The sequence below is a fragment of the Amycolatopsis cihanbeyliensis genome (genome assembly GCF_006715045.1).
GTDB classification, from domain to species: domain Bacteria; phylum Actinomycetota; class Actinomycetes; order Mycobacteriales; family Pseudonocardiaceae; genus Amycolatopsis; species Amycolatopsis cihanbeyliensis.
This window is the reverse complement of the sequence record NZ_VFML01000001.1, coordinates 5,935,289-5,959,233: the sequence shown is the minus strand read 5'-3', so window position 1 is coordinate 5,959,233 and position 23,945 is coordinate 5,935,289. Positions and strand designations below refer to the sequence as shown.

General features: G+C 70.9%; 20 protein-coding genes and 1 riboswitch. Of the genes, 4 read left to right on the top strand and 16 right to left on the bottom strand.

The genetic code is table 11. From position 1 onward, the window contains the following. Positions 1-186 precede the first annotated feature (186 nt). The 4 genes from FB471_RS27200 to prmC all read right to left on the bottom strand — a co-directional run bounded on the left by FB471_RS27200 (position 187) and on the right by prmC (position 3,438). Positions 187-633: a Cg1360 family ATP-synthase-associated protein gene (locus tag FB471_RS27200; RefSeq protein ID WP_142001154.1), complete on the bottom strand. Its 447-nt coding sequence runs from the start codon at positions 631-633 to the stop codon at positions 187-189. Then, a complete protein-coding gene (locus tag FB471_RS27195; protein WP_142001153.1) occupies positions 633-1,796 on the bottom strand; it encodes a glycosyltransferase family 4 protein in 1,164 nt (387 codons plus the stop codon). Before FB471_RS27195 ends, FB471_RS27200 begins: the two co-directional genes overlap by 1 nt. A gap of 18 nt (positions 1,797-1,814) precedes the next feature. After that, the gene (locus FB471_RS27190) at positions 1,815-2,465 is read right to left on the bottom strand and encodes an L-threonylcarbamoyladenylate synthase (protein ID WP_142001152.1); all 651 of its coding nucleotides are present in this window, start codon (positions 2,463-2,465) and stop codon (positions 1,815-1,817) included. 109 nt (positions 2,466-2,574) lie between these two features. Beyond that, the gene (prmC, locus tag FB471_RS27185; protein ID WP_142001151.1) at positions 2,575-3,438 is read right to left on the bottom strand and encodes a peptide chain release factor N(5)-glutamine methyltransferase; all 864 of its coding nucleotides are present in this window, start codon (positions 3,436-3,438) and stop codon (positions 2,575-2,577) included. A 217-nt stretch (positions 3,439-3,655) separates the two neighbouring features. On the opposite strand from prmC, the gene FB471_RS27180 reads away from it, so the two are divergent. Then, on the top strand, positions 3,656-4,654 hold the full coding sequence (locus FB471_RS27180; RefSeq protein WP_142001150.1) for a glycosyltransferase family 2 protein: 999 nt from the start codon (positions 3,656-3,658) through the stop codon (positions 4,652-4,654). Positions 4,655-4,769: 115 nt separating this feature from the next. Continuing rightward, positions 4,770-6,101, top strand: a complete 1,332-nt coding sequence (locus tag FB471_RS27170; protein ID WP_142001149.1) for a mannosyltransferase family protein — start codon at positions 4,770-4,772, stop codon at positions 6,099-6,101. An 11-nt stretch (positions 6,102-6,112) separates the two neighbouring features. On the opposite strand, the gene prfA is transcribed toward FB471_RS27170, so the two are convergent. The 8 genes from prfA to argS all read right to left on the bottom strand — a co-directional run bounded on the left by prfA (position 6,113) and on the right by argS (position 16,873). Then, entirely contained in the window at positions 6,113-7,183 is a 1,071-nt protein-coding gene (prfA, locus tag FB471_RS27165; protein ID WP_142001148.1) for a peptide chain release factor 1, read from the bottom strand. Positions 7,184-7,275: 92 nt separating this feature from the next. Beyond that, positions 7,276-7,503: a 50S ribosomal protein L31 gene (gene rpmE / locus FB471_RS27160; RefSeq protein WP_142001147.1), complete on the bottom strand. Its 228-nt coding sequence runs from the start codon at positions 7,501-7,503 to the stop codon at positions 7,276-7,278. A gap of 160 nt (positions 7,504-7,663) precedes the next feature. Further along, complete coding sequence (gene rho, locus FB471_RS27155) at positions 7,664-9,781, bottom strand: transcription termination factor Rho (protein WP_142001146.1); 2,118 nt, start codon at positions 9,779-9,781, stop codon at positions 7,664-7,666. Between the two features lie 550 nt (positions 9,782-10,331). Beyond that, positions 10,332-11,228 carry a homoserine kinase gene (gene thrB / locus FB471_RS27150; protein WP_142001145.1) on the bottom strand — a complete coding sequence of 299 codons (897 nt, stop codon included), beginning with the start codon at positions 11,226-11,228 and terminating at the stop codon, positions 10,332-10,334. A 169-nt stretch (positions 11,229-11,397) separates the two neighbouring features. Next, entirely contained in the window at positions 11,398-12,465 is a 1,068-nt protein-coding gene (gene thrC, locus FB471_RS27145; protein WP_142001144.1) for a threonine synthase, read from the bottom strand. Further along, positions 12,462-13,778 (bottom strand): homoserine dehydrogenase, encoded by a 1,317-nt coding sequence (locus FB471_RS27140; RefSeq protein ID WP_142001143.1) that lies wholly within the window; start codon positions 13,776-13,778, stop codon positions 12,462-12,464. The genes thrC and FB471_RS27140 overlap by 4 nt, the downstream gene beginning before the upstream one ends. Continuing rightward, positions 13,775-15,214, bottom strand: a complete 1,440-nt coding sequence (gene lysA, locus FB471_RS27135; RefSeq protein ID WP_142001142.1) for a diaminopimelate decarboxylase — start codon at positions 15,212-15,214, stop codon at positions 13,775-13,777. Before lysA ends, FB471_RS27140 begins: the two co-directional genes overlap by 4 nt. A gap of 3 nt (positions 15,215-15,217) precedes the next feature. Further along, positions 15,218-16,873, bottom strand: coding sequence for an arginine--tRNA ligase (argS, locus tag FB471_RS27130; RefSeq protein ID WP_142001141.1), 1,656 nt, complete (start codon positions 16,871-16,873; stop codon positions 15,218-15,220). Positions 16,874-17,006: 133 nt separating this feature from the next. Here argS and FB471_RS27125 point away from each other — a divergent pair, with 133 nt between their 5' ends. Both FB471_RS27125 and FB471_RS27120 read left to right on the top strand, forming a co-directional pair. After that, the gene (locus tag FB471_RS27125) at positions 17,007-17,852 is read left to right on the top strand and encodes a thioredoxin-like domain-containing protein (RefSeq protein WP_142001140.1); all 846 of its coding nucleotides are present in this window, start codon (positions 17,007-17,009) and stop codon (positions 17,850-17,852) included. 3 nt (positions 17,853-17,855) lie between these two features. Continuing rightward, entirely contained in the window at positions 17,856-18,635 is a 780-nt protein-coding gene (locus FB471_RS27120; RefSeq protein WP_142001139.1) for a DUF305 domain-containing protein, read from the top strand. Between the two features lie 6 nt (positions 18,636-18,641). Here the strand turns inward: FB471_RS27120 and cobC are convergent, their stop codons facing one another. The 4 genes from cobC to FB471_RS27100 are packed head-to-tail and all read right to left on the bottom strand — an operon-like array spanning position 18,642 to position 23,625. Next, complete coding sequence (gene cobC, locus FB471_RS27115) at positions 18,642-19,664, bottom strand: Rv2231c family histidinol phosphate aminotransferase CobC (RefSeq protein ID WP_142001138.1); 1,023 nt, start codon at positions 19,662-19,664, stop codon at positions 18,642-18,644. After that, positions 19,651-20,979: a cobyrinic acid a,c-diamide synthase CobB gene (locus tag FB471_RS27110; protein WP_142002561.1), complete on the bottom strand. Its 1,329-nt coding sequence runs from the start codon at positions 20,977-20,979 to the stop codon at positions 19,651-19,653. Before FB471_RS27110 ends, cobC begins: the two co-directional genes overlap by 14 nt. A 37-nt stretch (positions 20,980-21,016) precedes the next feature. Then, entirely contained in the window at positions 21,017-21,631 is a 615-nt protein-coding gene (gene cobO / locus FB471_RS27105; RefSeq protein WP_142001137.1) for a cob(I)yrinic acid a,c-diamide adenosyltransferase, read from the bottom strand. Beyond that, positions 21,631-23,625 carry a putative cobaltochelatase gene (locus FB471_RS27100; RefSeq protein WP_142001136.1) on the bottom strand — a complete coding sequence of 665 codons (1,995 nt, stop codon included), beginning with the start codon at positions 23,623-23,625 and terminating at the stop codon, positions 21,631-21,633. The genes cobO and FB471_RS27100 overlap by 1 nt, the downstream gene beginning before the upstream one ends. Before the next feature lie 93 nt (positions 23,626-23,718). Next, a riboswitch (cobalamin riboswitch) is annotated at positions 23,719-23,782 on the bottom strand. Between the last annotated feature and the right edge of the window lie 163 nt (positions 23,783-23,945).

Sequence of the window (23,945 nt, the reverse complement as noted above, 5' to 3'; positions counted from 1 at the left end):
GCACCGGGAAGCGGATGCCAACTCTGCGTAGGCTCTCGGGGCTCCACCCTGGCGCGGGTGGATACGGGGTAGCTCACCAGGTCGGCGCAGGTGGTTTTGCCGGAAAGCACCCCGAGACGGAGGGCAGCCGCTTCCTCGTGGCGGACCATACCAGCCCCCGGCGCGGGCACCGTACGGGCGTACTCCTTAGCGGTTGTCCGGGATGATCGTCGGGATCTTGGTCTTGCGGAACGCCATCGCCTCCGCACCCGCCCAGACCAGCACGACGGCGAGCATCGACAGCGCGAGAGCCTCCCGGTGCAGCCAGCTCAGCGAACCCAGCGCGGCCGCGATGCCCAGCAGCACCAGCAACTTGCCGACCAGCCCGCCCATCGCCACGGCCATCACCATCATCGGGTTCATCGCGGCGGTCTTGCGCATGAGGGCCAGCGTCGCCAGGGATGAGACGAGCGCCACACCGACCCCGATCAGCGAGCTGAACAACCCGTCCGTCCCGGTCAGCAGGGTGCTGACCAGCACGGCCGCCGCGGCGGTCGCCACCGAAGGCCACAGCGCGTACCGCAGCATGGCACTGGCCAGCTTGAGCACGCTCGCGGCATGCGGGTTGGTCTCGGTCTGCGCGTTCTCGGTCACTACGGCACTCCCTGTTGGTTCCTCGACTTCAGTCTAGGGATGGCCGAGACGAGGGCGGCCAGCAGGAGGCCCGCCGCCACCAGCCAGAACATGATGGTGCTGTCGAAGAGGGTCACCGAGACCGCGCCGAAGGCCAGCAGGCCCGCCCACAGGTAGATCAGCAGTACCGCGCGCCGCTGGGAGTGGCCGATCTCCAGCAGCCGGTGGTGCAGGTGCATCTTGTCCGCGGCGAACGGGCTCTCCCCCCTGCGGGTCCGGCGGATCACCGCCAGCATCAGGTCCAGCAGCGGCAGGAACAGCACCGCGGCCACGACCAGCAGCGGGGACATCAGTGCCAGCGTGTCGGAGGGGCTGAAGGTGAGGTAGTTGATCTTGCCGGAGGCCGAGGTGCTGGCCGCGGCCAACATCAACCCGATCATCATCGAACCGGAGTCGCCCATGAAGATCTTGGCCGGCTGGAAGTTGTGCGGAAGGAAGCCCAGGCAGGCCCCGGCGAGGGTGGCCGCGATCAGCGCGGGCGGGTAGCTGCTGACGTCGCCCCCGGAGGTGGCGAGCAGCCCGAGCGAGAAGGCGCAGGTCGCGGCGGCGGCGATGAAGCCGAGCCCGCCCGCGAGGCCGTCCAGCCCGTCCACGAAGTTCATCGCGTTGACCATCACGACCACGAGCAGCACGGCGAGCAGGCCGCCCTGGTTGTTGTCCAGTTGCAGGACCGAGCCGAGCACCTCCTCGTCGCCGCCCCACGGCACCCAGAAGGTGTTCCACTGCACCCCGAAGATCACCAGAATCCCGGCGCACATGACCTGACCGGCGAGCTTGGTCCACGCGTCCAACTCGAAGCGGTCGTCGAGCGCGCCGATCAGCACGATCACGCCCCCGCCCAGCAGCACCCCGACGGGGTCGAAGGAATACTCGAAGGCGCGGCGCAGTGCGGGTAGCTGGTGGGCCAGCGCCATCCCGCCGAGTACGCCGAGGTACATCGCCAACCCGCCCATCCGGGGGATCGGGATGACGTGCACATCGCGGGCCCGCGGGGTGGCGATGGCGCCCGCCTTGATGGCGAACCGGCGGATCAACCCGGTGAGCAGGAAGGTCACCGCGGCCGAGATCAGGGCGACCAGGATGTACTCCCGGATCGGGAGCCCTGCGCTGACGGTCGGAGTCACGACGCTCGCAATCTCGGGTTACTCCTCGCCGTTCACCGGCATGCCGAGCACCTCGGACACCTCCGCCTCGCTGACCGCGCCCTCGCGCAGCAGCAGCGGCGCGTCGCCGGTCAGGTCGACGATGGTGGAGGGCACCGGGTCCCCGCTGGGGCCACCGTCCAGGTACACCGCGACCGACTCGCCGAGCTGGTCCCTGGCCTGCTCCGCGGTGCTCGCCGGCGGCCTTCCGGAGACGTTGGCGCTGGAGACCGCCATCGGCCCGACCTCGCGCAGCAGTTCCAGCGCGACCGGATGCAGCGGCATGCGCACCATCACGGTGCCCCGCGTGGTGCCGAGGTTCCAGTTCAGGCTCGGCGCGTGCGGCAGCACGATGGAGAGGTCGCCCGGCCAGAACGCCTCGATCAACGCGCGTGCCTGCAGGGGGACACCGAGCGTAAGTCCGTCCACTGTGGACCACGAACCGACCAGCACGCCGACCGGCATGTCCGGACCCCGGTTCTTGGCCCGCAGCAAGGACTGCACCGCGCCGGCGTCGAACGCGTCGGCGCCGATGCCGTACACGGTGTCGGTCGGCAGCACCACGAGCCGGCTGGAGCGCACGGCACCCGCCGCGGCCGCAAGGCCCTCGGTCCTGCTCTCCCGATCGTTACAGTCGTACACGGCGCTCACAGCTCGGCTCCTTCTCGCTGCGTTCCTCGGCCCGCAGGCCGGACCTGCGATGCTCGCTCGGCGTCGCCCTCGCGACTCATAGGAGCTGAGCGTAACGAGCGCGACGCGGTCAGCCTCGGCGGGCCGTCGCGAACCGTGGGCGCCCGGCAAGATCGGCGTGGCCGGCCACCTCGGTGAGTACTCTCCGGGCGCGCAGCAGCGCCGGTACCGCCTGCGCATGGGTGTCGTCGTGCTCGATCGCCAGCCCGCCGCCGGGTCGCAACAGCCGGGCCGAGGCGGCGACCACGTGCCGGATGACGGCCAGCCCGCTCTCCGGGGCGAACACCGCGGGCGGAGGGTCGTACTCGGCGACCTCCGGCGGCACGTGGGTGCCCTCCGGGACATAGGGCGGGTTGCACAGCACCAGGTCCACCAGTCCGTCCAGCTCGGCGAACATCGTGCCGTCGGCGACGTCCCCGGAGTACAGCCGGATCGGGGTGTCCCCCGCGGCCGCCCTGGCCTCCGCGTTGTGCCGGGCCCAGGCCAGCGCGTTCCGGTCGATGTCCACCGCGTAGACCACGGCATCCGGCCGCGCCCGCGCGACGGCCAGGGCCAGTGCCCCCGATCCGGTGCAGAGGTCGACCACCACCGGATACTCGCGCCCCTTCAGCACACCGAGGCCCCACTCCAGGAGCAGCTCGGTCTCCGGGCGCGGCACGAACACGCCGGGCCCGACGTCCACGGTGATGCCGCCGAGCGCGGCCCACCCGATCAGGTGCTGCAGCGGGATGCGCTTGGCCCGCTGCGTCACCAGCTGCCCGATGGCGTCCACCACGGCCGCGTCGACCAGGGGTACCAGTGGCAGCCGCCCGCGTTCCACGCCGAGTACGTGCGCGGCGATCAACTCGGCATCGGCGCGGGGGGAGGCCACCCCGGCGTCGGTCAGGATCCTGGCCGCCTCGAGGATCGCCAGGCGCAACGGCTGTCGCTTCACCTGGCCATCTTCACGTGTCCGGCAGGTCGATGGCCAGTCCGCCACGCTTCTACCCGGTCAGGTAGCTCAGCCGGCCGATCCCATCAGGGTCGTCACCCGTTCGAGTTAGCGCAAACGCTACGATGCTCACCGACATCGGGGAAACTGTAACGCTGTGTGATCTCTGTCGATCAGCACTGAGGGACGACAATCAACCCATGTTTCGAGGGGTGGACTGGTGGCTGGGCAACGGGACGACACCGGTAGACGTACCGTCGCGTTCGTCCTTCCGATCTTCGACGAGGCGGGCAACATCGACCGGCTGCACCGGACGGTGGACGAAGTCACCTCGGCCGTCTCGGATCGGTACCACTTCCGGTTCATCTACGTGGATGACGGCAGCAAGGACGAGTCGCTCGCCCGGTTGAACGCGCTCGCCGACTCCGACGACCGAGTCACCGTGGTCGAGCTCTCCCGCAACTTCGGGCACCAGCTGGCGGTCACCGCCGGCCTGGATCTGGTCGACGCCGATGCCGCCGTCGTCATGGACAGCGACCTGCAGGACCCGCCGCGGGTCGCGCTCGACCTGCTGGCGAAGTGGGAACAGGGGTACCACGTGGTGTACGCCCAGCGCAGGTCCCGGCAGGACTCGGCGTTCAAGAAGGCGACCGCGGCCGGTTTCTACTGGCTGCTGGGCAAGCTGGCGGCCATCGATATCCCGAAGAACACGGGGGATTTCCGGTTGCTCGACCGGAAGGTGGTCGACGAGCTGCGGAAGTACCGGGAACGCGATCGTTTCCTGCGCGGGCTGGTGAGCTACATCGGTTTCCGACAGATCCCGGTTCCCTTCGACAGGGAAAAACGTCAGGCTGGCAGCAGCGGCTACCCATTGCGCAAGATGCTCCGCTTCGCAGCCGACGGCATTCTCGGTTTCTCGGTGGCGCCGTTACGGCTGATCAGTCGGATCGGTTACACCATTTCTCTGCTGAGCTTCGCGGGCATCCTCTACGTGCTGGGCGTCAAGCTGTTCGCCCCGGAGACGGCCGTACCCGGCTGGGCGTTCATCATGGTCGCCACATTCTTCCTCGGCGGTATCCAGCTCATCATGATCGGGGTACTCGGTAGCTACATCGGGCGAACCTACGCACAGGTACAGAACAGGCCGCTCTATACGGTGGCCTCGGTCCGGACCGGCCTCGGAGCCGGGGCGTCTCCACGAGCACCGGTATGCCGTTGAGCTTCGGCTTGAACCGCAATTTCACTTTCCGCGCCGAGGAGGGCGATCCACGCCTACAGGCGCCGCTTTCTTACGTCCTGTACAGCACCGTGGTATTCCGGCGAGGAGCCTCGACATGACCAGCGGCACCGCGACCGAGGACAAGACCGCGCCGATACCGGCCGTGCGCGGCGACTCGGACGCGCCACCCTCCCGGTGGCGCACGTTCCTCTCAGGCGACTTCGGCGCGGCCCTGCTCGTCGTCCTGCTCTGGCATCTCGCGCTCACGGCGGCCGCCCTGCTGTTCGGACCGACGCTGCCCACCGAGCGGGGCGTTCCCGGCTCCGGCGTGGGCTCGGAGGCAGGCCTGCTCACACACACCTTCCGCTGGGACAGCGTGCACTACGGGCGGATCCTGGACGGCGAGTACAGCGACGACGTGCGTGTCGCGGCGTTCTACCCGCTGTTCCCGTTCGCGGTGTGGTTGGTGCAGGCCATCACCTTCGGCCAGCTGAGCACGGTGGCGGCTGGCATGCTGATCAACACGGTGGCCAGCTGGCTCGCGGTGGTGGCCCTGCTGAAGATCGTCCGGTACCACCTCGGCGAGGGCAGCGGCCCATGGCTGGCCGTGGCGGGGTTCCTCGGCGCGCCCGCCGCGTTCTTCCTGCACGCCTTCTACAGCGAGGCGCTGTTCTGCGCGATCGGCTTCTGGGCCTACCTGTTCGCGCTGCGCCGCGACTGGACCTGGATGGGCCTGTGCCTGATGGCGATCACGGCAAGCCGGATCACCGGCGTGCTGTTCGTCGGCCTGTGCTTCCTGGAGTTCTGGCGGTCAAGCGGGTGGAGTCGGCGTGGCCTGCTTTCGGTCAACCTGATGTGGTTCCCTGCCGCCCTCGCCGGGTTGGCCGGGTACATGACGTACCTGGGTATGGTGACCGGGGATGCGCTGGGCATGTTCCATGCCTACACGGCTCCGGACTCGTGGAGCTACCACGTATTCAACCCGAACTTCCTGGCCACCATCGCCGAGGAGGCCGAGCTGACCGGCCGCGCACTGCTCGGGCTGGACGAGATGACCAACTGGCGGCTGGTCAGCCACGTGCTGCCGATGATCGGCCTGGCGCTGGTGCTGGCCGCGTCCTGTTACCTGATCGGCTGCGTACTGCGAGACCGGCGGCCGCGCGGCCCCGCGGCCGAAGCCCTGCCACTCGCGCAGCGCGCGGACCGCACGGCACCGGTGCCGCTCGCGGTGTTCGGCCTGGTCTCCATCGTGATGTTCACCTTGAACAGCAACGTGGTCTCGGTGCACCGGTACGTGCTGCCCTGCCTGACGCTGTACCTCGCGCTGGCCACGCTCGCGCAGCGTAGCCAGGCGCTCCGGCCGGTGGCCTACGTCACGCTGTACGCGGGCGGGCTGCTGCAGGCGATGCTGTTCGCCTCGTTCATCTCCGGCCAGTGGGCGGGCTGAGGACCAGGCTCTCAGACAGTCTGCTCGGCGAGGCGTTCCTCCCGCTCGGCCGCGGCCAGCGCGTCCAGCACCGCGTCGAGCTCGCCGTCCAGCACCTGGTCCAGGTTGTACGCCTTGTAGTTGACCCGGTGATCGGAGATGCGGTTCTCCGGGAAGTTGTACGTGCGTACCCGCTCGGAGCGGTCCACGGTGCGGACCTGGGAGCGGCGGGTGTCGGCCTGCTTGGCCGCGGCCTCCTCCTCGGCCATGGCCTGCAACCGGGCCTGCAGTACCTGGATCGCCCGTGCCCGGTTCTGGATCTGCGACTTCTCGTTCTGGCAGGACACCACGATCCCGGTGGGCAGGTGGGTGACCCGCACCGCCGAGTCGGTGGTGTTCACACTCTGCCCGCCGGGGCCCGAGGACCGGAACACGTCGATACGCAGGTCGTTCGGGTCCACCTCCACCTCGACCTCCTCGGGCTCGGGGTAGATCAGCACCCCGACGGCCGAGGTGTGGATCCGGCCCTGCGACTCGGTCGCCGGTACCCGCTGCACCCGGTGCACCCCACCCTCGAACTTCATCCGCGCCCACACCCCGGCCGCTGTGGCGTCCCGGCCCTTGATCGAGATCGTCACGTCCTTGTAGCCGCCGAGGTCGGACTCGGTCGAACCGAGTACCTCGACCTTCCAGTTCATCTGTTCGGCGTAACGCAGGTACATGCGCAGCAGGTCGCCGGCGAACAGCGCCGACTCCTCGCCGCCCTCCCCCGACTTGACCTCCATCAGCACGTCGGAGCTGTCGTGGGGGTCCCTCGGCAGCAGCAGCTCGGTCAGCCTCGCCTCCAGTACCGGGACCTGCTCGGCCAGCTCCTGCGCCTCGGCGGCGAAGGCCGAGTCCTCGCTCCCGAGCTCCCTGGCCGCTGCCAGGTCGGCCCGGGCCGCCTCCAGCTCGGCGACCGCCTTGACCACCGGCGTCAGCTCGGCATACCGCCTGCCCAGCTTGCGGGCGCGGTCCTGGTCGGCGTGCACCGACGGTTCCGCGAGCTGCTGCTCCAACTCGGCGTGCTCGTCGAGCAAACTCCGCAAAGAGTCCGATTCCACGCTGACCTCATTTCACCAGAACCGCCATGGACACAGCTACGACACAGAAACGGCGCCCACCCCCCGACCGGGAGTGGGCGCCGTCACGAAAGCTACTTGCCGCCTGCCTTCTTCGGCCGCTTGCCGTAGCGGGCCTCGAACCGGGCGACCCGGCCACCGGTGTCCAGAATCTTCTGCTTGCCGGTGTAGAACGGGTGGCACTTCGAGCAGATTTCGACGTGGATATCGCCGGTGTCCTTGGTGCTGCGGGTGGTGAAGCTGTTGCCACAACCGCAGTGCACGTTCGTGATTTTGTATTCGGGGTGAATACCGCTCTTCATGGTGTCCTCTCTCGGGTGGCCGCCGGGTCCCCGCGGGATGTCAGCGGGGTGAACCGGTGCCGGACTTCAGCGGATGATTCTGCCAGACCCTACAACGCGCCCACTCCCCGCCTTGTTCCCTGCTCACGGATCGATCAGTCGGGTTGATCAGTCGGGTTGATCAGTCGTCGTCCTGGCCGGGGGCCGTCTTGGAGACCTGCATCAGGAACTCGATGTTGGTCTTCGTCTTGCGCAGCCGGTCCAGCAGCAGGTCGATGGCCTGCTGGGAGTCCAACGCGTGCAGCACCCTGTGCAGCTTGTGCGTGACCGCGAGCTCGTCCGGCGGCAGCAGCAGCTCCTCCTTGCGGGTGCTGGACGGGTTCACGTCCACCGCGGGGAAGGTTCGCTTGTCGGCGATCTTGCGGTCCAGCTTCAGCTCGGCGTTGGTGGTGCCCTTGAACTCCTCGAAGATCACCGAGTCACCGGTGGAACCGGTCTCCACCAGCGCGGTGGCGAAGATGGTCAGCGAACCACCGTTCTCGATGTTGCGGGCCGCGCCGAGGAACCGCTTCGGCGGGTACAGCGCCGTGGAGTCCACACCACCGGAGAGGATCCGGCCGGACGCCGGGGCCGCCAGGTTGTAGGCGCGGCCGAGCCTGGTCACCGAGTCCAGCAGCACGACGACGTCGTACCCCATCTCCACCAGCCGCTTGGCCCGCTCGATGGAGAGCTCGGCCAGCGCCGTGTGGTCGGCTGGCGGGCGGTCGAAGGTGGCCGCGATGACCTCCCCGTTCACCGACCGCTCCATGTCGGTGACCTCTTCCGGCCGCTCGTCGACGAGCACGACCATCAGGTGGCATTCGGGGTTGTTCGTGGTGATCGCGTTGGCGATGTCCTGCAGGATCGTCGTCTTACCGGCCTTCGGCGGCGACACGATCAACGCCCGCTGGCCCTTGCCGACCGGCATCACCAGGTCGATCACCCTGGTGGACAGCTTGTTCGGCGTGGTCTCCAGCCGCAGCCGCTCGTTCGGGTACAGCGGGGTCAGCTTGGTGAACTCGGGGCGCTTCTTCGCCTGGTCCGGTTCGAGGCCGTTGATGCTGTCCACCCGCACCAGCGGATTGAACTTCTGCCGCTGCTGCTCGCCCTCCCGCGGCTGGCGCACCACACCGGTGATCGCGTCCCCGCGGCGCAGGCTGTACTTGCGCACCAGGGAGAGCGAGACGTACACGTCGTTCGGCCCCGCCAGGTAGCCCGACGTGCGGACGAAAGCGTAGTTCTCCAGCACGTCCAGGATGCCCGCGACGGGGAGCAGGACGTCGTCCTCGCGGATCTCGGTGTCCGGGCTGCCGCCGCCGTCGCCACGGCCACCACGGCGACGGCGGTCCCGGAACCGACGACCCCTGCGGCCGCCCCCGTCATCGTCGTCGTCCTGGCCACCACGGTTGCCCTGCTGGCCCTGCTGGCCCTGGTTGCGCTGGTTGTTGTTCTGGCGGTCGTTCTGCTTGCGCTGGTCACCACGCTGGTCGCCACGCTGATCACCGCGCTGGTCGCCACGCTGGTCACCGCGCTGGTCACCGCGCTGGTCACCGCTGTCCTGGCCACCACCGGACTCGCCACTGCCGCCGCCCGACCGGCCGGAACCGCCCCGGCGACGCCGCGAACGGCCGCCTTCCTCGCCCTGCTGGCCACCGGAAGGGGCCTGGTCCGCCGGACCACCCTGCTCGGCCTGCTTCGCGAGCTGCTGCGCCTCCTTGGACTCCTTGACGGACTCCTTGACGGGCTCCTTGGCGTCCTTGGGCTCCTTGGCCCCGCCGCCGGTCTCGGTCGGCTCGGCGGCCTTGGTCGCCGTGACCTCGGGCTGAGCGGCGTCGCCCTCGTCGGGGCGCGCCTTCTGCTCGGCCTTGCCCTTGGTCTCCGTCTTGGCCTCCGTCTTGGCCTCCGTCTTGGTGTCGGGCTTCGGGTCGTCCGCGCTCGGCTGTTCCGAGTCGGTGTCGATGCCGTCGAGAGGCAGGGTGTCTCCGCCGTTGCCGCGACGCTTGCTCTTGCCTTGCCGCTCACGAATCGCGGCGATCAGATCCCCCTTGCGCATGCCGGTCGTGTCACTCACGCCCAGCTCGGTGGCGAGTGCCCGCAGGTCAGCGATGACCATACCGGACAGACCACCGGGACGGCGCTTCGGCGCGGCGGTGCCGTTCGCCTGCGGCGCCTGCTCCCCGGAGTCCTCGGCGCCTGCCTTCTCATTCTGGGCTGCCGTCTGGGGGTCCACTTCGCCGCTCAAAAGATCGGTGTTGCTCACACAAGTCCTTCCTTACCGACCCACGCCTCCATGGTGAGTCAGCGGACTGCCGCCCGCGTCCGAATTGCGAAACGGCCTTTTGTTCCCGGTGCGGGCGTGCCCAGGCTGAGACGTGCCAGTCACAGCGGCGAAGCCGCCAGCACGGGAGGTACGGGCTCCAGGTGGAACCCGTGAAATCGGTCACCGCGGATACCGAGACCCGCCTACGTCAGCACCGGCCCCGTGCCAAGGGGTGCCGGCTGGACGGAAGATGCGATCCGGGAGTTGTTCCCGGCATCGGCATCGGGTGCGGAATGCGCACGGTGAACGAACGCCCCCGAGGGTAGACGGCCCTGCGACGTGGTGCAACAACCACCCCCCAGTTGGCGCCGCGCGTGTCAGCGCTTGTCTGGAAACGCGCGGCACGACCGGTGTCAGCAGCGCAGCGGCGCGGAGCGCCACCATCTGGGTGGTGGTAGACGGGCGGGGCGAGGCTCGGAGTCCGTCACGACCGTCACCTCCGCGGGTCGTACGCCCCGCCCGCGGTTCCCAGCGGCGCTCGGACGTTCTGTCAGGCGGCGACAACCTGCACGCCGACCAGGTCGACCGCCAACTCGGTGACCACGAAACCCGTAACGTCGACGCCGGGAGGAATTGTTCCGTCCACGGTGAGGGCCAGCACGGCGGGCCCCGCACCGGACACCATGGCGGCGAGGCCGTGCTCACGCAGCGTGTCGACCAGCCGGGCGGTGCCGGGGTATGCGGCGGCCCGGTATCCCTGGTGCAACCTGTCCTGGGTGGCGGGCAGCAGCAGCTCGGGCGCGGCGGTCAGGGCGTGCACTAGCAGCGCCGCCCTGCCCGCGGTGAACGCGGCGTCGGCATGCGGGACCTCGGCGGGCAACAGCCCCCTCGTCTCGTCGGTGGACGACCGCTGCGCGGGCACCGCGAGCACGGGTCGCACACCCGGGTGCGGGTCGAGCCGCCGCGCGTGGAACCGCTCCCCCTCGCACCACGCGAGCACCAGCCCGCCGAGCAGGCTGGCGGCGGCGTTGTCGACGTGTCCCTCGAACTCGGCCGCGAGCTTCAGTACGGTGTCCTGCTCGCTCGCCGCCTCCCTGCCGGCCAGCGCGAACCCGGCCGCGATGCCGGCGACCACGGCCGCCGCGGAGGAACCGAGGCCACGCGCGTGCGGGATCGCGTTGTGGCACCGCAGCCGCAAGCCGGGCACCTCCACGCCGAGGTGCGCGCAGGCCCGGCGCAGCGCGCGCACCACGAGGTGACCTTCATCGGTCGGGACCGCGCCGATATCGCCCGCGCCCGCGTCACCGACCTCCACTTCGAGGCCGGACTCCCTTACCCGCACCTCGACCACGTCGTGCAGGGCGAGCGCCATGCCGAAGGTGTCGAAGCCCGGTCCGAGGTTCGCGCTGGAAGCCGGGACGGTGATCCGGAAGCCGGAGCCGGTCATGCTCGCTCCTCCGCGGCCCCGCGCGCGTCCGCGATCGTGTCGACGGGACGCCCCGCACGACCCAGCGCATGGCCACCAGGACACGCGCCCCGCCGCCCCGACAGCGGGGCCTCCGGCCGAGGGCGCGCTCTACGGTCACCGTGACGGCCGCGGGTTGACCCAAGGGGTGTCATGACAGCTCCAATGCGGACGCCACGGCGCGCGGGTCGACGGCCAGCGGCTCCACCTCCACATTGCCCTCCAGGGCGGTGCCGGGGTCCTTGAGGCCGTGTCCGGTCACCGTGCAGACCACGGTCGAACCCGGCGGCACGCGGCCGTCCGCGGCGGTGGCCAGCAGGCCGGCGACGCTGGTCGCGGACGCCGGTTCCACGAACACGCCCTCGCGCGCGGCCAGCAGCCGGTACGCCGCGAGGATGTCCTGATCGGTCACCGCCTCGAAGATCCCGCCGCTGGCGTTACGCGCCCGCACGGCGGGATCCCAGGACGCCGGGCTGCCCACCCGGATCGCGGTGGCCACGGTCTCCGGTGCGGGCACCGGCTCGCCATGCACCAGCGGCGCCGCGCCTGCCGCCTGGAAGCCGAACATCCGCGGGGTGGCCTCGACCATCCCGTCCGCGGCGTACTCGGCGTAACCCGCCCAGTAAGCGGTGATGTTCCCGGCGTTGCCGACCGGGAGGCAGTGGATGTCCGGTGCCCGCCCGAGCACATCGCAGATCTCCCAGGCCGCGGTCTTCTGGCCGATCAGGCGTACCGGGTTCACCGAGTTGACCAGGGTCACCGGGTAGTCGGCCGCGGTCTTGCGGGCGAGTTCGAGGCAGTCGTCGAAGTTGCCGTCCACCTGCAGGATGCGCGCCCCGTGCAGCACCGCCTGCGCCATCTTGCCCAGCGCGATCTTGCCCTGCGGTACCAGCACCGCGCTGACCAGCCCGGCACGTGCCGCGTAGGCCGACGCCGAGGCCGAGGTGTTGCCGGTGGACGCGCAGACCACCGCTTGCAGCCCGCTCGCCAGCGCATGGGTGATCGCGACGGTCATCCCCCTGTCCTTGAACGAACCGGTGGGGTTGGCGCCCTCCACTTTCAGGTAGACCTCGCACCCGGTGACCCCGGAAAGGTGCCCCGCGTGCAGCAGCGGCGTGTTGCCCTCGCCGAGCGTGACGATCTTCGCCCCTTCCGGGATCGGGATCCGCTCGGGGTAGGTCGCGATGATGCCCGGCGAGCCGGCCTTGCGGTCCGTCACGAGTCCTCACCCTCCACCCGCATCACGCTGACCACCTCGCGCACGACATCCAGCCTGCTGATCTCATCCACAGTAGACTGAAGCGCGGAGTCCGGCGCCGAGTGGGTCACGATGACCAGACTCGCGGTGGAAAGCCGGTCCCGCTGGCGCACCGCGGCGATACTGACGTCGTGCACGGCGAAGACCTGCGCCACCTGGGCCAGCACACCCGCACGGTCGGCGACGTCGAGGCTGATGTGATACCGGGTCGGGGTCTGCCCCATCGGCCGGATCGGGAGCGCCGCATGGGCCGACTCGCGCGGGCCACGCCCGGCGAGCACGCGGTTGCGAGCCACCGTGACCAGGTCGCCGAGCACGGCGCTGGCCGTCGGCGCGCCGCCCGCGCCCTGACCGTAGAACATCAGCTCACCCGCGGCGTCGGCCTCGACGTACACCGCGTTGAAGGCCCCGCCGACGCCGGCGAGCTGGTGTGCACGCGGGATCATCACCGGATGCACACGCGCGGAGACCGACTCGGCCCCTTCCTCCGCGGTGACCCGCTCGCAGATCGCCAGCAGCTTGACCACTCGCCCGATCTTCTGCGCGGCGAGGATGTCCGATGAGCTCACCCCGGCGATGCCCTCGCGGTGCACATCGGCGACGGTGACCCTGCTGTGGAAGGCCAGTGAGGCGAGGATCGCGGCCTTGGACGCGGCGTCGTAGCCGTCGACGTCCGCGGTCGGGTCTGCTTCGGCGTAACCGAGCCTGCTCGCCTCGTCCAGGGTCTCGGCGTAGCCCGCGCCCGTGGAGTCCATCGCGGACAGGATGTAGTTGGTGGTGCCGTTGACGATCCCCATGACCCTGGTGATCCGGTCCCCCGCGAGGGACTCACGCAGCGGGCGCAGCAGCGGGATCGCGCCCGCGACGGCCGCCTCGAAGTACAGGTCCGCACCGGAGGAGTCGGCTGCCTCGGACAGCTCACCCGAGCATTCCGCGAGCAGTGCCTTGTTCGCGGTCACTACGGACTTTCCCTTGTGCAGGGCGGCAAGCAGCCAGTCACGTACCGGTTCGATCCCGCCGATGAGCTCGACAACGACGTCCGCGTCGGACTCGATGAGCTTCGCGGGGTCCGGGGTGAGGAGCTGCGGCGGCAGCTCGGGATGCTTGTCCGGCCTGCGGACGGCGATTCCGGCCAGCTCGAGCGGCGCGCCGACCCGCGCGGCGAGTTCGCCCGCCTGCTCGGTGAGCAGCCGGACGACCTCACCTCCGACCGTGCCGCAACCGAGCAGGGCGATCCTGATCGGTCGCGGTGCTTCGGTGCCGTGCGTGCTCACGAAACCTCCAGGCGCAGCAGATCCTCGTTGGTCTCCCGGCGCAACAGCAGGCGGTGGCCGCCGTTGCGGACGGCGACGACCGCCGGGCGCGGCTGCCGGTTGTAGTTGCTGGCCATCGAGTAGCAGTACGCCCCGGTGGCCGCGACGGCGAGCAGGTCGCCGGGTGCCAGGGTGTCCGGAAGCCAGCAGTCGCGGACCACGATGTCGCCGGACTCACAGTGTTTTCCCACCACGCGAGACAGCACGGCGGAGGCCTGCTCCGGCTGCCCGTCGCCCGCGGAGCGGGAGACCAGCCTGGAGTCGTAGGCCGCGTCGTACAGCGCGGTGCGCAGGTTGTCACTCATCCCGCCGTCCACGCTGACGTACCGGCGGAACTCGTCGTCGCCGAGCGCGACGTCCTTGACCGTGCCGATCTCGTAGAGTGTCACCGTTCCCGGTCCGGCGATCGCCCTTCCCGGCTCCCCCGCGATCCGGGGCACCGGCAGCCCGGCGAACTCGCACTCCTTGCGCACCATCTCCCTGATCTGGGTGACCAGCTGCGCGGGCGGGGGCGGGTTGTCCCGCTCGGTGTAGGCGATGCCGAACCCGCCGCCGAGATCCACAAGGGACAGCTGTTCGACCAGCTCGCTGCCGTGTTCCTTGCCGAGCTCGGCGATCAGCCCGATCACCCTGCGCGCGGCCACCTCGAAGCCGTCCGGGTCGAAGATCTGCGAGCCGATGTGGCTGTGCAGCCCGATCAGCCGCAGCGAGGGCGCGTTCAGCACCCTGCGGACGGCCTCCGCCGCGGCCCCGGCGGCCAGCGAGAAGCCGAACTTCTGGTCCTCGTGCGCGGTGGCGATGAACTCGTGGGTGTGCGCCTCCACCCCCACCGTCACCCTGATCAACACCGGCTGGACGATGCCCTGCCGCGCGGCGACCTCGGCCAGCCTGGCGATCTCGAAGAAGGAGTCGAGCACCACGGTGCCCACCCCGGCCTCGACCGCGGCCTCCAGCTCCGCGACGGACTTGTTGTTGCCATGGAAGGTGATTCGTTCCGGCGGGAACTCGGCGCGCTGGGCGATCGCCAGTTCCCCTCCGCTGCACACGTCCAGGCTGAGCCCCTGGCCCCTGATCCACCTGGCGACCTCGGTGCACAGGAAGGCCTTGGCCGCGTAGTGCACCAGGGTGGGATCGTCGAAAGCCTCGGCGTACTCGGCGCACCGCGACTTGAAGTCGGCCTCGTCCACGACGAAGAGCGGCGTCCCGTACGTGGTCGCCAGTTCGCGAACGTCGACGCCCGCTATCCGCACCACCCCGTCCGGGGCACGAAACGCGTTGCGGGGCCACACCTTGGGATACAGCCGGTCCAGTTCGTCCACAGTGGACGGCGGGAAACCGGCTCGGTCGGCGTGCGGGAACACCTCGGCATGCCGAGGCCCCGCGGGGTGAGCGCACATCTGTTACATCCGTTCCGGGGCCGAGACGCCGAGCAGCGCGAGACCGTTGGCCAGCACCTGCCTCGCGGCCTCGCACAGCGTGAGCCGGGCGTAGGTCAGCGGGGTTGCCTCCTCGTCGCCCTGAGGCAGGACGCGCGCCACGTCGTAGAACTTGTGGTATGCCGACGCGAGCGTTTCGAGGTAACGGGCGACCCGGTGCGGTTCACGCAGCTCGGCCGCCCTGCGCAGCACGGTGGGGAACTCCCCGATCGTGCGGATGAGGTCACCCTCCCGCGGGTGGGTGAGCAGGCTGAAGTCCGCGTCCGCGGAGGAGGACAGCCCGAGTTCCGTGGCGTTGCGCTGTAGCGAGGCGAGCCGCGCATGCGCGTACTGCACGTAGAACACCGGGTTCTCGTTGGTGTGCTTGCGCAGCAGGTCGAGGTCGACGTCCAGGGTGGAGTCCACGGAGTAGCGGGTCAGCTCGTACCGCGCGGCGTCCACGCCGACCGCCTCGACCAGGTCCTCGATCGTGATCACGGTGCCGGCCCGCTTGCTCATCCGCACCGGCTTGCCCTCGCTGACCAGGTTCACCATCTGCCCGATCAGGACCTCGACCACCTCCGGGTCGTCCCCGATCGCGGCCGCGGCGGCCTTCAGCCTGGCGATGTACCCGTGATGGTCCGCGCCGAGCATGTAGATGCACAGGTCGAAGCCGCGGTCGCGCTTGTTCCGCAGGTAGGCGATATCGCCGGCGATGTAGGCCGGAGCGCCGTCGGTCTTGATCACCACCCGGTCCTTGTCATCCCCGTGCTCGGTGCTACGCAGCCACCAGGCACCGTCCGCGAGGTAGAGGCTGCCGGACTCCTTGAGCTGCTCGACCTCCCGCTCGACCGCGCCGGAGGCGTGCAGCGAGTCCTCCTGGAAGTACACGTCGAAGTCGGTGCCGAACTCGTGCAGGCTCTTCTTGATCTCGTCGAACATCCGCTCGATGCCGAGCCGGCGGAACACCTCGTGCCGCTCGCTCTCCGGCAGCGAGAGCGCGCTCGGCTCGGTGCGGATGATCTCGGCCGCGATATCGCTGATGTAGGTACCGGCGTAGCCGTCCTCCGGTGCGGGCTCCCCCTTGGCCGCGGCGATCAGCGAGTCGACGAACCGGTCGATCTGCGCCCCGGCGTCGTTGAAGTAGTACTCCCTGGTCACCTCGGCGCCCTGGGCGGCGAGGACGCGGCCGAGCGCGTCACCGACCGCTGCCCAGCGAGTACCGCCGAGGTGGACCGGCCCGGTCGGGTTGGCCGAGACGAACTCCAGGTTGATCTCCCGGCCGGTCAGCGCGTCCCCGGTGCCGTAACGCTCGCCCGCGGCGAGCACCTGGCGGACGAGCTCGCCCTGCGCGTCGGCGGCCAGCCGCAGGTTGAGGAAGCCGGGGCCCGCGACCTCGGCTCCCGCGACCCCCTCGACCTCGGCGAGGCTCGCCGCCAGCGCCTCGGCCAGCTCGCGCGGGGCGAGCCCTACTTTCTTCGCTACCTGCAGCGCCAGGTTGGTCGCGTAGTCTCCGTGCTCGGGATTGCGCGGACGCTCGATCGTCACGGTGTCCGGCAGCACGGTGTGGTCGAGACCACGTGCGGCCAGTACCGTCACGGCGGATGTCCGTACCAGGTCAGCGAGGGCGGCGGGAGTCACTCCGGGATTCTATGTTCCGGGGTCACGGCGCCGACCGCCCGGGCGTACCTGGTCATTGGCGACTGATTGACAACGATCCGACACGCGACCCCTAAACTGGCGCAGGATCTCCACTCGACGAAACGCGGGAGTCATGGCAAGCGGCAAGAAGAAGGGCAACGCGAAGAAGCAGCCCGTCAAGGCGGCCCGCGGTTCGGTGGTCGCGAAGAAACACACCCCGTGGGGCACGATCATCGCGGTCATCGCGATCGTCCTGCTGGCGGGCAGCGTGTTCACGTACTACTGGGTCGAGTCCGCGGACAAGCGGGCGCAGGCCGACCGGGAGGAGGCGGCCGCGGCGTTCACCCCGTCCGCGGAGAACCCGGACCCGTCCACCGACATTCCCGGCATCAAGCTCGAGCAGTACGAGGGCAGCAGGCACATCCTGCCGACCGAGCGGGTGGCCTACGACCAGAACCCGCCGTTCGGCGGACCGCACGACGGCTTCTGGGCCGCCTGCACCGGAATCGTCTACCCGAACGCGGTGCGTACCGAGAACATGGTGCACTCCCTCGAGCACGGCGCGGTGTGGATCGCCTACAACCCGGACCAGGTCAGCGGTGAGGCACTGGACAAGCTCGAGCTGCGGGTCGAGGGCAAGCCCTACATGATGCTGTCCCCCTACCCCGGCCTCGACCAGCCGGTCTCCCTGCAATCCTGGGGCCACCAGTTGAAGCTGGACAGCGTGGACGACGAGCGGATCGAGCAGTTCATCACCGCGCTTCGGCTGAACCAGAACACCTACCCGGAGATCGGCGCCTCCTGCGACGCGCTCGGGCCGGGCCAGTTCGACGCGGACAACCCGCCGCCGTTCAACGCGGAGCCGCCGGGCCCGGACGCCAAACCGATGGACTACCAGGGTTCCGAGGGGGCGACCCCGGAGGACATGGGCGGTAATCCCGGCCAGGGACAGGCCCCGACCCAGCCTTCGGAGGGCTGAGGCATGGCCACCGAACCCACCGGGTCCACGGGCGCGGCCGAGCCCGCCGAGCAGCCGGAAGGTACCCCCGAACCGGCACAGGCCACCTGGTCGAAGGCCGTGATCTTCGGGGCGGCCGCGCTTGCCGTGTTGCTGGTCGGCGCGACGATCGGCCTGCTGATCGGCCGGTCCACCGGCGAGGAGCAGGCCGCGCCGCCCGCGTCCGGCTCGGTCGAGGTCGGCTTCGCGCAGGACATGTCGGTGCACCACATCCAGGCCGTGACGATGTCGAACTGGGTACGCGACCACAGCACCGACGAGCGCATCCGGCAGCTCGCCTTCGACATCGGCAGCACCCAGCTGGAACAGATCGGCCGGATGAAGGGCTGGCTGATGCTGTGGGGCCAGCCCGAGCAGCCACTGGGCGAGCACATGACCTGGATGCCGCGGCACGGTATGCACGGTGAGCATGGCGGGGCCGGTGGCCGGCAGGACACCGGCGGCCACGAGGCCGACCCCGCGAGCACCACCGGCGGTGAACCGCCGATGCCGGGCATGGCCACCAACGCCGAGCTGGCGAAGATGCGCTCGCTGTCCGGCGAGGAACTGGACGTCTACTTCCTCCAACTGATGCTGCGCCACCACGAGGGCGGCACCGAGATGGCCCAGTACACCCTGGACAACACGGACCTGCCCGCGGTGCGGGCGCTCACCCGCAGCATGCTCGAGTCCCAGGGCAACGAGATCGACCTGATGACCAACCTGCTGGCCGAACGCGACGCCGACCCGCTCCCCTTCCCCTGACCGCCACTACGCCAGGCAGTCACCGAAGGCGGTGAGGAAGGCGCGGGTGGTGACGGGGTCGCGGACCGCGAGGCGTAACCAGTCGGGGCCGAGGCCGGGGAAGGTGTCGCCGCGGCGCACCGCGTAGCCGGCACGCCGCAGCGCCAGCCGGACGCGCTCGCCGCCGGGTACCCGGATCAGCACGAACGGCGCCCGCGGGCGGCCCGCCACGGTGACCCCCAGCTCCGCCAGCCCGGCCAGCAGCGCCTCCCGATCCCGCTCCACCGCCACGGCGAGCGCCTCGGCCTCGGCCACCGCGCCCGGCCCGCTGCACGCCACCATCGCCACGGCCGCCAGGCTGGACACCGACCACGGCGGTTGCACGGCACGCAGGCGGGCGACCACCTCCGGTTCGGCGAGCAGGTACCCGGCGCGCAGCCCGGCGAGGCCCCAGGTCTTGGTCAGGCTGCGCAGCACGACGACGCCGGGCAGCCGTTCGGTCGCGAGCGTCTCCGGCTCCCCGGGCACCGCGTCCAGGAACGCCTCGTCGACCACCACCAGCCGGCCGGGCCGGCACAGCGCCCGTACCGCCTCGGCCGGATGCAGCACCGAGGTCGGGTTCGTGGGGTTGCCGATGAAGACGAGGTCGGCCTCGTCCGGTACGGCCGCGGGCATCAGCCGGAAACCGCCGGTGCGGGGCAGGCGCACCCGGTGGACCGGGTGCCCGGCGGCGCGCAGGGCGGCCTCGGGTTCGGTGAACTGCGGGTGCACGACGGCCGCGTACCGGGGCCGTGACGCCGCGCCCAGCAGCGTGAACGCCTCGGCGGCCCCCGCCGTCGGCAGCACGTCCTCGGGCGCCCGGCCGTGACGCGCGGCGATCGCCTTGGTGGCCTCCGTGGTGTCCGGGTAGGCGGCCAACCCGGTGAGTCCGGCCGCCAGTTCGCGGCGCAGCCAGTCCGGCGGGGCCGGCAGCCGCACGTTCACCGCGAGATCGACGAGGCCCTCCGCGAGGTCCCGATCCCCGTGATGCCACAGATCACAGTCCATCATGGACCTTCGTGGCGAAGCGCTGCGCGAGCTCGGGATACCCGGCCCAGTGCACATGCAGGTAGGAGGCGTGCAGGCTCGGGGAGGCGAAGCCCTCCTGCCGCCCCTCCCAGTGCCACGCCGGCGGCGCACCGCTGCCGGGAACGAGCTCGGTGCGGTGGAACTCGTGCCCGGTGACCCGCTGCCCGCCCGCGGCCACCAGGTTGTCCGCTGCCGCCGTGGCCCGCCGGTATCCCAGCGCGCCGCGCTCGGTCATCCGCGCGGTGGCCTCCAGCGCGCCCACCATGGGCAGGCCGTCCAGCTCGCGGCACAGGTAGAGCAGGCCTGCGCATTCGGCGACCATCGGCATGCCCCGCCGCACGGCCGCGGCGACGGCCTGCCGCAGCGGGGCGTTCGCCGCGAGCTCGTCCGCGTGCACCTCGGGGAAGCCGCCGCCGAAGTACAGCCCGGCGCACCCCGCGGGAAGGGTCTCCGCGTGCAGCGGGTCGACGTCCACCACCTCGACCCCCGCGGCGGCGAGCAGCTCCACGGTCTCGGTGTAGCGGAAGGTGAAGGCCTGGCCCGCGGCCGCGGCCACCACCGCGCCACGGCCGCCGCGCGTGACCTCGGCGGCCGGGTCCCATGCCGTTCCGGTCAGCGGCGAGGCCGCCCGTGCCACCCGTTCCACCGCGGCCAGGTCGACACCCTCGGCGATCCAGGAGGCCAGGCGGGGCAGGAACCGCCGTGCCTCGTCCACCCGCTCGGCCACCGGGACCAGGCCGAGGTGCCTGCTCGGCGCGTGGATGTGCTCGGTGCGGCGCAGCGCCCCCAGCACCGGGATCCCGGTGGGCCGCAGCGCCTCCCTGATCTCGTCCTCGTGCCGCTGCGAGCCGAGCTTGTTCAGGATCACCCCGGCCAGCTTCACCCCGGGGTCGTAGTGCGCGAAGCCGTGTACCACCGCGGCCACGCTGCGGCTGGCCGCGCCCGCGTCCACGACCAGCACCACCGGCGCGTCCACCAGCCGCGCCAGGTGCGCGGTGGAGGCGTAGCCCTCGGTGCCGAGCGCGCCGTCGAACATCCCCATCACGCCCTCGATCACGGCGAGATCCGCCGAGCGGGCACCGTGCAGCAGCAGGGGGACCACCCGGTCCTCGCCCTGGAGGAACGGGTCGAGGTTGCGCGCGGGCAGCCCGGTGGCCAGCGCGTGGTAGCTGGGGTCGATGAAGTCCGGGCCGACCTTGTGCCCGGAGACCGTGAGCCCGCGGGAACGCAACGCCGCCATCAGCCCGGCGGCCACGGTGGTCTTGCCGTGCCCGGAGGCCGGCGCGGCGATCACGATCCGCGGCACTCCCCCACTCACCGCAACCCCCACCCGGTCACCACTCGATACCTCGCTGGCCTTTTTGGCCGGTGTCCATGGGGTGCTTGACCTTGGTCATCTCGGTCACCAGGTCGGCGGCGTCCAGCAGCTCGGCGGGGGCGTTCCGGCCGGTGATCACCACGTGCTGCCGGCCGGGACGCTCGCGCAGGGCGGCGGCCACCTCGGCCACGTCCAGCCAGCCCCAGTGCAGCGGGTAGGTGAACTCGTCGAGCACGTAGAAGTCGTGCGCCTGCTCGGCGAGCCTGCGCCGGATCTCCGCCCAGCCCTCGCGCGCGCTCGCGGCGTGATCCTCCTCGGTCCCCTTCTTCCGGGACCAGCTCCAGCCCTCACCCATCTTGTGCCACTCCACCGGGCCGCCCTGCCCGGTGGACGCGTGCAGCTCGCCGAGCGCCTGGAAGGCGGCCTGCTCGCCGATCCGCCACTTCGCGGACTTGACGAACTGGAACACCCCGATCGACCAGCCCTGGTTCCAGGCCCGCAGCGCCATCCCGAAGGCCGCGGTGGACTTGCCTTTCATCGTGCCGGTGTGCACCGCCAGCAGCGGGCGGTTGCGCCGTTGCCTGGTAGTCAGGCCGTCGTCCGGGACGACCTCCGGCTTTCCCTTCGGCATCAGGCGGCCCTCCCGGTCCGCATCCGCACCTCGCCCGCCAGCGAGTCGGCGCCGACCTCGCCGAGCGGGAGGTGTTCCGCACCGAGCCGGGAGGCCAGCTCGGCGGCCAGGCCGAGGCGCATCCGACCGGACTCGCAGTCGACCACCACGGCGCTCACGCCGCTGCCCGCGAGCAGCCCGGCGGCGGCCTGCGCCCGGCCGACGGCGTCGCCGCCGCTGGTCGCCCGCCCGTCGGTGACCAGCACCAGCAACGGCCTGCGCCGCGGGTCCCGGATGGCTTCGATGCGCAGCACCTCGGCGGACCGCAGCAGGCCCTCGGCCAGCGGGGTACGGCCGCCGGTGGGCAGGGTCTCCAGCCGGGCCGCCGCCGCCTCCACGCTGATCGTCGGCGGCAGCGCCAGCTCGCCGTCGGTGCCCCGGAAGGTGACCAGCCCGACCTTGTCCCTGCGCTGGTAGGCGTCCAGCAGCAGGGAGAGCACGGCGGACTTCACCTCGCGCATCCGCGACTTGGCGCCCATCGAGCCGGAGGCGTCCACGCAGAACAACACGAGGTTGCCCTCCTTGCCCTCGCGTACCGCGTAGCGCAGGTCCCGCGGGCGCAGCGTGAGGCCGGGGCCGGAGCGGCCGCGGGCACGCTGGTGCGGCGCCGCCGCGCGCACCGTGGCGAGCAGGTGCGGCCCGCCCGCACGCACGCCCTGCGGACGCACCCCGACCGTGCGGCCGGCCTCGGTGACCGCACGGGAGCGGCGCCCCTGCGCGCCCGCCCCGGTGCCCTGGACGGTCAGCAGCCGGGCCCGGTACGGGCTGCCGGCCCCCACCGTGCGCTGGCCGCCCTGGTCACCACCGCCATCGGGTGGGCCGCCGGAGTCGCCGGAGTCACCGGAGTCACCGCCCGCGTCGCCCGGCTGGTCCCCCGCGGGCGCCTCGCCGCCCGAACCGGGTCCCGGCCCGTCGTCCTCCGGCCCCGGGTCCGGGTCCTCGGGCGGCTGCGCGTCCTGCAACGCCTGGTCGAGTTGCTGCTCGTCGATCCCGGGCGCGTCGAAGGGGTTGCGCCGGCGACGGTGCGGCAGGGCCAGCCTGGCCGCGGCTCGAATGTCCTCCGTGGACACCGTGTCCCTTCCGCACCACGCGGCATGCGCGGCGGCGGTCCGCGCGGTCACGATGTCCGCGCGCATCCCGTCCACCTCGAAGGAGGCGCATACCTCGGCGATCTGCAGCAGTGCCTCATCGGTCAGCCGTACCGAACCCAGCAACCGTTGCGCCGCGGCGATATCCGCGGCAAGCACGGCATCGGACTCGGTGTAGCCCTCGGCGAAACCCTCCGGGTCGGACTCGTAGGCGAGCCGGCGCCGGACCACCTCCACCCGCTGCTCGGGCTCGCGGCTGGAGGTCACCTCCACGGTCAGGCCGAACCGGTCGAGTAGCTGCGGCCGCAGCTCACCCTCTTCCGGGTTCATCGTGCCGATCAGCACGAACCGGGCGGCATGCGAGACCGAGACGCCCTCCCGCTCGACCGTGGCACGCCCCATCGCGGCGGCGTCCAGCAAGGTGTCCACCAGGTGGTCGTGCAGCAGGTTGACCTCGTCCACGTAGAGCAGGCCACGGTGCGCGCCTGCCAGCAGCCCGGGCTGGTAGTCGGTGACCCCCTCGGACAGCGCGCGCTCCAGGTTCAGCGAGCCGACCACCCGGTCCTCGGCCGCGCCGACCGGGAGCTCGACCAGCCGCGCGGGACGCCGGTGCGCTGGCTCACCCTGCTGGTGCGGGCCGTCCGGGCAACGCGGGTCGGGGGCGGCGGGATCGCAGGAGAAGCGGCAGTTCTCCACCACGTCCACGCTCGGCAGCAGCCCGGCCAGCGCACGGACCATGGTCGACTTCGCGGTGCCCTTCTCCCCACGCACCAGCACCCCGCCGATCGCGGGTGAGATGGCCGACAACACGAGGGCGAGACGCAGATCCTGCATCCCGACGACAGCGGTGAACGGGTACGGCCGCACGTATCAACTCCTTTGCCACGAGTGGGTGTCCACGCCCACACCGGACCGGCCCGCGCCGGGTCAGCCCAGCACGAGACGGCCGCCCGAAGCTCTGGCTCCCGGCCCGCGGTGGGACCGGTCACAGTGGCGGGACCGCCCCGGATTCGCACCGGGTTCCTCGGCGACCGTCCGGGGCATCATCGCATACGGTTCCGTCAGCACAGCCTCCTCACGGACGCTGCCGCGGCAGCACGGTGCCCACCCGGGCGCGCCCCGGCCGAAGGCCCGCGATCGTGGCGGCGGGGCTTCCGACCAGCGGAAAGGGAAGGTGCGTGACCAAG

Coding starts and splice junctions, on each gene's coding strand:
- FB471_RS27170 (WP_142001149.1), top strand. CDS start 4,770: ATGACCAGCGGCACCGCGACCGAGGACAAGACCGCGCCGATACCGGCC.
- rpmE (WP_142001147.1), bottom strand. CDS start 7,503: ATGAAGAGCGGTATTCACCCCGAATACAAAATCACGAACGTGCACTGC.
- thrB (WP_142001145.1), bottom strand. CDS start 11,228: ATGACCGGCTCCGGCTTCCGGATCACCGTCCCGGCTTCCAGCGCGAAC.
- lysA (WP_142001142.1), bottom strand. CDS start 15,214: ATGTGCGCTCACCCCGCGGGGCCTCGGCATGCCGAGGTGTTCCCGCAC.
- FB471_RS27125 (WP_142001140.1), top strand. CDS start 17,007: ATGGCAAGCGGCAAGAAGAAGGGCAACGCGAAGAAGCAGCCCGTCAAG.
- FB471_RS27120 (WP_142001139.1), top strand. CDS start 17,856: ATGGCCACCGAACCCACCGGGTCCACGGGCGCGGCCGAGCCCGCCGAG.
- cobC (WP_142001138.1), bottom strand. CDS start 19,664: ATGATGGACTGTGATCTGTGGCATCACGGGGATCGGGACCTCGCGGAG.
- cobO (WP_142001137.1), bottom strand. CDS start 21,631: ATGCCGAAGGGAAAGCCGGAGGTCGTCCCGGACGACGGCCTGACTACC.